The organism is Klebsiella sp. HMSC25G12 (genome assembly GCF_001807705.1).
GTDB classification, from domain to species: Bacteria; Pseudomonadota; Gammaproteobacteria; order Enterobacterales; family Enterobacteriaceae; genus Klebsiella; species Klebsiella variicola.
On the sequence record NZ_KV789927.1, the window covers coordinates 133,721 to 142,547 of the forward strand.

Below are 8,827 nucleotides of genomic sequence, written 5' to 3' on the forward strand. Positions count from 1 at the left end.
TCATAGATGCGGCGGAAGCTGACCTCCGGGGTCAGGTTCTTGTAATCCTTACAGGCCAGTTCGCAGGTCTTGCAACCGGTGCAACGGGCGGAATCAATAAAAAATCCATACTGAGTTGTCATCGGTTACTCCTTACAGCTTCTCAACCTGGACGAGGTTGGTATGTGACGGGTTCCCCTTCGCCAGCGGCGACGGACGCTGGGTGGTCAGCACGTTAATGCTGCCCGCCTGATCCACCCGTGAAGCGTCCGGGTTATACCAGGCCCCTTCCCCCAGCGCGACAACGCCCGGCATCATGCGCGGCGTCACCTTCGCTTCAATATGCACTTCTCCGCGGTCGTTGAAGATGCGAATGCGATCGCCGTTGGCAATGCCGCGTTGCTTCGCGTCGATCGGGTTAATCCACATCTCCTGCCGACAGGCGGCCTTCAGTACATCGACGTTGCCGTAAGTTGAGTGAACGCGCGATTTATAGTGGAAGCCGGTCAGCTGTAGCGGGTATTTCGCCGTCAATGGATCGTTGTAGTTTTCGAAGCCCGGGGTGTAGATCGGCAGTGGATCGATAACATCCCCTTCCGGCAGCTCCCAGGTGGCCGCGATTTTCGCCAGCGCCTGCGAGTAGATTTCGATCTTGCCCGACGGCGTGGTCAGCGGATTGGCCTGCGGATCCTCGCGGAAGGCTTTGTAGGCCACATGGTGTCCTTGCGGATCGCGCTGCTTATAAATGCCCTGCTGCCGGAAGGTGTCGAAATCTGGTAGGTCAGGAATCGCTTTCTGCGACTGTTCATACAGATGGCGCATCCAGCCTTCCTGGGTACGGCCTTCGGTAAACTGCTGCTCCACACCGAGGCGTTTTGCCAGCTCGGTGGTCATCTCATAGATAGTTTTGCATTCGAAACGCGGCTTGATGGCCTGATCGGCAAAGATGATGTAGGACATGTTGCCGCAGGAGGCATCCAGCGCGAAATCCATCTGCTCGGAGGCGGTGCAGTCCGGCAGCAGAATATCGGCGTATTTCGCGGACGAGGTCATATGGCAATCGATGACTACGATCATCTCGCACTTCTTGTCGTCCTGCAGGATCTCGTGGGTACGGTTGATCTCTGAGTGCTGGTTAATCAGGCAATTGCCCGCATAGTTCCAGATCATTTTGATCGGCACGTCGAGCTTATCTTTGCCACGAACGCCGTCGCGCAGCGCGGTCATTTCCGGACCACGCTCGATAGCGTCGGTCCACATAAACATCGAGATACTGGTCTGAACCGGATTCTCCAGCGTCGGCATGCGCTCAAAGGGCAGGCTGTAAGAGCCCTCGCGCGCGCCGCTGTTGCCGCCGTTGATCCCGACGTTACCCGTCAGGATAGCGAGCATCGAGATAGCCCGGGTGGCGATTTCGCCGTTGGCGTGACGCTGCGGCCCCCAACCCTGGCTGATATAGGCCGGTTTGGCGGTGGCAATTTCGCGCGCCAGTTTAACAATGCGTTCGCGCGGAATACCGGTAATCGTCGAGGCCCACTCCGGCGTTTTGGCGATACCGTCCGTGCCCTGGCCAAGAATGTAAGCTTTGTAGTGACCATTGGCTGGCGCACCGGCGGGCAGCGTTTTCTCGTCGTATCCCACGCAGTATTTATCGAGGAACGGCTGATCGACCAGATTCTCGGTGATCATCACCCACGCCAGACCCGATACCAGCGCCGCATCGGTGCCGGGGCGAATCGGGATCCATTCATCTTCACGCCCGGCGCCGGTGTCGGTATAGCGCGGATCGATGATGATCATCCGGGCATTGGATTTCTGCCGCGCCTGTTCAAGGTAGTATGTCACCCCGCCGCCGCTCATCCGCGTTTCGCCGGGGTTATTGCCGAACAGCACCACCAGCTGGCTGTTTTCAATATCCGATGGACTATTGCCGTCGGCCCAGCCGCCGTAGGTATAATTGAGGCCCTCGGCAATCTGCGCCGAAGAGTAATCGCCATAGTGGTTCAGATAACCGCCGCAGCAGTTCATCAGACGGGCAATCAGCGTTTTTCCTGGCGGCCAGGAACGAGTCAGCGTGCCGCCGAGCGTACCGGTGCCGTAGTTCAGATAGATGGATTCGTTGCCGTATTCTTTAATCAGCCGCTGCATATTGCTGGCGATAGTATCGAACGCCTCTTCCCAGCTGATTTGCTCGAATTTCCCTTCCCCGCGTTTGCCAACGCGCTTCATCGGGTACTTCAGGCGATCCGGGTTATAGACGCGGCGGCGCATCGAACGCCCGCGCAGGCAGGCGCGGACCTGGTGCAAACCGTCATAGTTATCGTCACCGGTATTATCGGTTTCGACGTATTTAATCGCGCCATCCACCACGTGCATGCGCAGCGGGCAGCGGCTGCCGCAGTTGACGGTACAGGCACTCCAGACCACCTTCTCGTTGGCGGGTGCCGGCGTATCGGCGGCATGCGCCAGTCGGGTAAAGGGTAATGTTAGTGCGTTGCTGGCCAGCGCCAGGCCGCCTATTGCCGTGGTTTTCATCAGACCACGGCGGCTTACCTCAGCAGCCAGTAAAGCATCGGGGGCTTTAATTTTCATGGATACTCGCTTTGGTTGCTCACAATAAACTGACAAGCGCTATATAGTCATATATATATTGCTTTGAAATATTATTGGTTTTTTATGCTGATTTAATCCAAAGGGAGTATCACTGCATTCGTAGAATGGATTATTGCCCGGTATCAATAAGGGCGTAAAAAAAGCGCCCGCAGGCGCTTTTAAAAGAGAGGAAGAAAAAATTACCCGATATATTCGAGGCCACGCATATACGGGCGCAGAATTTCCGGGATCTCAATACGGCCATCGGCCTGCTGATAGTTTTCCATCAGCGCCACCAGGGTACGACCTACCGCCAGACCAGAACCATTCAGAGTATGAACGAGGCGAGTCTTCTTGTCGGACTTGCTGCGGCAGCGGGCCTGCATACGACGCGCCTGGAAATCCCAGACGTTAGAGCAGGAAGAGATTTCACGGTAGGTGTTCTGCGCCGGAACCCACACTTCCAGGTCGTAGGTTTTGCAGGCGCTGAAGCCCATATCGCCGGTGCACAGCGCGACCTTACGGTACGGCAGACCCAGCAGCTGCAGCACTTTCTCGGCGTGACCGGTCATCTCTTCCAGCGCGGCCATGGAGTCTTCCGGACGCACGATCTGCACCATTTCAACTTTGTCGAACTGGTGCATGCGGATCAGACCGCGGGTGTCGCGACCATAGGAACCGGCTTCAGAGCGGAAGCACGGCGTATGGGCGGTCATTTTGATCGGCAGGTCGTCTTCGTCGATGATTTCATCGCGTACCAGGTTGGTCAGCGGCACTTCCGCCGTCGGGATCAGCGCGTAGTTGCTGCTGTCGGCTTCTTCTTCCAGCGGACGAGTATGGAACAGGTCGCCAGCGAATTTCGGCAACTGGCCGGTGCCATACAGCGTGTCCTGGTTCACCAGGTACGGGACATAGTTTTCGCTATAGCCATGCTGTTCGGTGTGCAGATCCAGCATGAACTGCGCCAGGGCGCGGTGCAGACGGGCCAGCTGGCCTTTCATCACCACAAAACGCGAACCAGTCAGCTTAACGGCGGCGGCAAAATCCAGCCCCCCGTGCATTTCCCCCAGCGTCACGTGATCGCGCACTTCAAAATCGAACTGGCGCGGCGTGCCCCAGCGGCTGACTTCAACGTTGTCGTTTTCGTCACGGCCAACCGGCACATCATCATGAGGAATATTCGGGATCGCCAGCGCGATATCGCGAATTTCCGCCAGCAGCGTTTCCAGCTCGGACTTTGCAGCATCCAACTGTTCGCCGAGTTTGTTCACTTCCAGGCGTAATGGCTCGATGTCTTCCCCGCGCGCTTTCGCCTGGCCAATGGATTTCGATCGGGAGTTACGCTCCGCCTGCAGGTTTTCCGTTTGCACCTGCAGAACTTTACGACGCTCTTCAAGCGCGCGAAGTTTATCTACATCCAGCTTAAAGCCCCGGCGTGCCAGTTTTTCTGCGACTGCGTCTGGCTCGGTACGCAGCAGATTGGGATCGAGCATGCTTATCCTGTGCTTATCGAATTAAATAAAGAAAAGTGGCCGCAGACTACGACCACGGAAATAGAGTAATAACCTTACCGCAACGCCTCAATTAGCGGTAGCGTTTTATCGGGCTATTTTGATCCTGTTCAGCGAGCCAGGCGAGCTTTTCGCCAATTTTGCCCTCAAGCCCCCGGTTTGTCGGGTGATAATAGCGCGTTTGCGCCATTTCCTGCGGGAAGTACTGCTCGCCGGCGGCGTAGGCGTTGGGTTCGTCATGAGCGTAACGATACTCCTGTCCGTAACCCATCTCTTTCATCAGCTTCGTCGGCGCATTGCGCAGATGCACCGGAACGTCGTAGTCAGGACGATCCCGCGCGTCGGACAGCGCCGCTTTAAAGGCGGTGTAGACGGCGTTGCTTTTCGGCGCGCAGGCCAGATAGACAATGGCCTGGGCAATCGCCCGTTCGCCTTCCGCCGGCCCGACGCGGGTAAAGCAATCCCACGCCGAAATGGCGACCTGCATCGCCCGTGGGTCGGCGTTGCCGACATCTTCCGAGGCTATCGCCAGACAGCGGCGGGCAACGTACAGCGGATCGCCGCCGGCGGTGATGATCCGCGCATACCAGTAAAGTGCCGCATCCGGCGCGCTACCGCGCACCGACTTATGCAGAGCAGAAATCAAATCGTAGAACCGGTCGCCTTTGTTATCAAAGCGCGCGCTGCGCTCGCCAGCGATCTCGGTCAGCAGTTCCGCCTTCAGCACCCGCTTGCCCGAGTCATCGCTCTCGGCCATATCAGCCATCATTTCCAGGGTATTCAGCGCCCGCCTCGCGTCGCCGTTCACCAGTTCGGCGATGGCCTTGCGGGTCTCTTCCGGCAGAATAATATCCTGCCCGCCGTAGCCGCGGGACTTATCGTTCATCGCCTGGTCAAGCACCCGCTCGATATCGTCGGTGGTCAGCGATTTCAGTAAGTAGACGCGGGCGCGGGAGAGCAGCGCTGAATTAAGCTCAAAGGAGGGGTTTTCGGTGGTCGCGCCAATAAAAGTGATGGTGCCGTCTTCAATATGGGGCAGAAAGGCATCCTGCTGGCTTTTATTAAAGCGATGCACTTCGTCAACAAACAGGATGGTCCGCCGGCCGGCGTTGCGATTTTGCCGCGCGCGCTCAATAGCCTCGCGAATCTCTTTCACCCCTGAGGTCACCGCCGAGATCCGTTCGACATCGGCGCTGGCGTAGCGGGCAATCACTTCCGCGAGGGTGGTCTTGCCGGTGCCCGGCGGCCCCCAGAGGATCATTGAATGCAGATGCCCGGCTTCAATCGCCCGCGGCAGGGGTTTACCCGGCGCCAGCAGATGCTGCTGGCCAATATACTGCGCTAAATTTTCTGGCCGCATGCGAGCGGCCAGAGGTTGAAACGCGTTGTCGGAAAAATCGAGCGACAGATTGCTCACTTTCGCCTCTACTTACGTTGATCGTCCACCGTCACCCCTTTCGGCGGCGTAAAGGTGAACTTAGATGCGTCGACGGCGCCGTTCTGCTGCGACTTCAGCTGATAGCTGCTGCGCTGGTCATCCTGCTCGACGGCGCTGAACTGATGGATGGTGCCGTCCCGACCGACGTTGATCGTGAACTGCTTCAGGTTACCGCTGCCGCTTTTCGGCGTCAGCACAAAATCATCGCCGTTTTGTTTGATATTGTACTGCTGCCAGTCACTGGACTGGTTGCGGGCAATCAGCATAAACGGCGTGTTGCTGGTAGCATCTTTCAGCCAGGTCGCCGTAGCCTGCTCAACGAACGGGTTGTAGAACCACAGCGTTTTGCCATCCGAGACAAGAACGCTTTCATCTGGCTGGGTCATATGCCAGTTAAACAGGTTCGGACGTTTTACCCACAGGTCGCCCTGTCCGTCCTGGACGGCGTTACCGCTGCCGTCGGTGACTTTCTGCGTGAAGCTGGCATGGAAACTGCTCACTTTATCAAGACGGCTTTTTAAGTCACTGGCCGCATCTGCCCAGACCTGGCTGACGACCATACCAGACAGTAATGCACAGGTGATTGCGAGTTTTTTCATTGTTATTCCTTAATGTGCGTCACTCCCGACGCGGGAGCCTCTTCTGTCCCTAATGTAGGACCGCCGACGGCGGCGGAACAGAAGAATTGGCTGATTTTGCGCTTATTTACCCAACTTTGCACTCATTCAAAGGGCGGCGGCGCCAGCACTTCGCGGTTACCGTTATGGCCCTGTTCGCTGACGATCCCCTGCGCTTCCATCTGTTCGATAATGCGTGCTGCACGGTTATAGCCAATGCGGAACTGACGCTGGACCCCGGAAATCGACGCTTTGCGCTTCTCAGTCACAAAACTGACCGCTTGATCGAACAGCGGGTCCAGCTCTTCACCACCGTCGAAACCACCGCCGCCGCCTTCGCTTTCGCTGTCGGAGGTAATACCATCGACGTACTGCGGACGGCCGCGGGCTTTCCAGTCCTGAACCACAGCGTGGACTTCCTGGTCGCGTACAAATGCCCCATGGACGCGCACCGGCGTGGTAGAGTTCGGTCCGGAGTAAAGCATATCCCCCATACCCAGCAGCGATTCCGCGCCGCCCTGATCGAGAATGGTACGCGAGTCAATTTTACTCGACACGGTAAAGGCGATGCGCGTCGGAATGTTGGCCTTAATCAGGCCGGTAATAACATCTACCGACGGACGCTGCGTCGCCAGCACCAGGTGGATCCCCGCCGCACGCGCTTTTTGCGCCAGACGGGCAATCAGCTCTTCCACCTTCTTGCCGACGGTCATCATCAGGTCGGCGAACTCGTCCACCAGCACCACGATATACGGCAGTTTTTCCAGCACCGGATGTACGGCATCCATGCTGTCGCCCGGCTTCCAGTACGGATCCGGAATCGGACGCCCCATGCGCGCGGCCTCGGCGATCTTCTCGTTATAGCCCGCCAGGTTACGCACGCCCAGCGCTGACATCAGCTTGTAGCGGCGCTCCATCTCGTTGACGCTCCAGCGCAGCGCATTGGCGGCGTCTTTCATGTCGGTGACCACTTCCGTCAGCAGATGCGGAATACCTTCGTAGACCGACAGCTCGAGCATTTTCGGGTCGATCATGATGAAACGCACATCTTCCGGCTGCGCTTTGTAGAGCATGCTGAGGATCATGGCGTTCACACCGACTGACTTACCGGAACCGGTAGTACCGGCAACCAGCAGGTGCGGCATTTTCGCCAGGTCAGCTACCACCGGGTCGCCAGCGATATCTTTACCCAGCACCACGGTCAGCGGCGATGGGTTATCGCGGAACTTGGCGTTGTCGAGCACTTCACGCAGATAGACGGTCTGACGCTTTTTATTCGGCAGCTCAAGACCGACATACGGTTTACCCGGGATCACTTCCACCACGCGCACGGCAACCGTCGACAGCGAACGCGCCAGATCGCGTGACAGGTTAGAGATTCGAGCCGCTTTGACGCCAGGCGCCAGATTCAGTTCGAAGCGGGTGATCACCGGCCCCGGCGAGTAGTTCACCACATCCGCTTTAATGCGGAAATCGGCCAGACGTGCTTCCACCAGTCGCGCCATCTGCTCGAGAGCAAAGGTATCCACCGGCTCGACTTCACTGGGTGGTGGGGTTAACAGATCCAGCGACGGCAACGGCGTGGTCGGTCTTTGCAGCGGACGGCTATCGCCATTGCGCATCAGCAGCGGGTGGATCAGGCTCTCCTGCGGCGCGGGCGCGGCAGGCTGATGCCCCTGCGGGGCAACCGGCTGTTGCTGCTGCACGGGCTGCGGTGCAGTCTGGTAAGGCTGCGGCGGCACTGGCTGAGGGTGTACCGGCTGGTGCTGCGCAGGTTGATAACCCTGCTGCGGAGCGGCGGCCGGTTGTTGATAGTGCGGGGCCGGTTGTTGCGGCTGGACTTCCGGCGTCGGCGTAAACAGCGGCTCGCTCGGCCCCTCATTGACAAGCGTTTTCATCGGCGAGAATTCATAATCCGCCGGCGAGAACGGATTAGCGCCCGGCGGCTGCTCAGCGGCGTAGCGCTGCTGCTGGGTGGCGGCAAACTGGCGCGCCAGCTCCGCTTCCGCCGCAGTGTCGGCGTCATCGTCATCAGTCGCGTTATCGTCTTCCCAGCGATGGCCATAGCGCTGCTGCTGGGTGGCGGCGAACTGGCGAGCCAGTTCATCCTGCTCCATAGCATCCGCTTCCTCATCCGAGAGCAGCTCATCGTCATAATGGGGGTCGCGCTCCGCCTGCCGCGCACGCTGTTCCGCCTCCCGTTGCGACGGTAGCTTGATGCCGTAAGAGGCCAGCTCCCGACGCGTCGGGACACGAACGCGGTTTGGTCGCGGTAGTTTTGGACCAATACCTTCTTTCACCTGGACCCGCGGTCCGCTGGATGCCGGGCTGAACAATGGCGCAGCCGCAGCGGATGCGGCTGTCGCCGAGGTTGCCGCCGCGCCGCCGCTGGCGGCCGTTGCCTGATGCACCCCTGCCGCGACCGCAGAGACCACGGTTGTCTCCACTGGCGGTTTGGACGAGGAGGCTGGCGGCGTCAGCGGTTTAGTGGCAATCGGACTTTCCGGCTCCGGAATTGGCTGATACCAGGAGGCCAGCAGCTCGCGTTCACGTGCCCGCTTCTCTTCGACTTCTTCGAAGTAATAGAGCGGTGGACGTTTCACCTCTTCCGGCGCAACCTCTGGTTCTGGCTCCGGTGACGGCACTGGCGCGCTTTGCGGCTGATACGCCTGCGGCGCAGGCTGAGCGGC

General features: G+C 58.6%; 6 protein-coding genes. All 6 read right to left on the reverse strand.

Translation table 11 applies throughout. The annotated features are described in order from the left end of the window. The coding region (locus HMPREF3096_RS31680; RefSeq protein WP_179206063.1) for a 4Fe-4S binding protein at positions 1-122 on the reverse strand (122 nt) is incomplete at its 3' end. Positions 123-132: 10 nt separating this feature from the next. Next, a complete protein-coding gene (dmsA, locus tag HMPREF3096_RS27300) occupies positions 133-2,571 on the reverse strand; it encodes a dimethylsulfoxide reductase subunit A (protein ID WP_008805849.1) in 2,439 nt (812 codons plus the stop codon). A gap of 200 nt (positions 2,572-2,771) precedes the next feature. Beyond that, complete coding sequence (serS, locus tag HMPREF3096_RS27305; RefSeq protein WP_008805848.1) at positions 2,772-4,064, reverse strand: serine--tRNA ligase; 1,293 nt, start codon at positions 4,062-4,064, stop codon at positions 2,772-2,774. A gap of 91 nt (positions 4,065-4,155) precedes the next feature. After that, positions 4,156-5,499, reverse strand: coding sequence for a replication-associated recombination protein RarA (rarA, locus tag HMPREF3096_RS27310; protein WP_012542326.1), 1,344 nt, complete (start codon positions 5,497-5,499; stop codon positions 4,156-4,158). 8 nt (positions 5,500-5,507) lie between these two features. Next, positions 5,508-6,119 (reverse strand): outer membrane lipoprotein periplasmic chaperone LolA, encoded by a 612-nt coding sequence (gene lolA, locus HMPREF3096_RS27315; RefSeq protein WP_004201368.1) that lies wholly within the window; start codon positions 6,117-6,119, stop codon positions 5,508-5,510. Positions 6,120-6,241: 122 nt separating this feature from the next. Then, a partial coding sequence (gene ftsK, locus HMPREF3096_RS31685) for a DNA translocase FtsK (RefSeq protein ID WP_228704814.1) occupies positions 6,242-8,827 on the reverse strand: 2,586 nt, incomplete at its 5' end.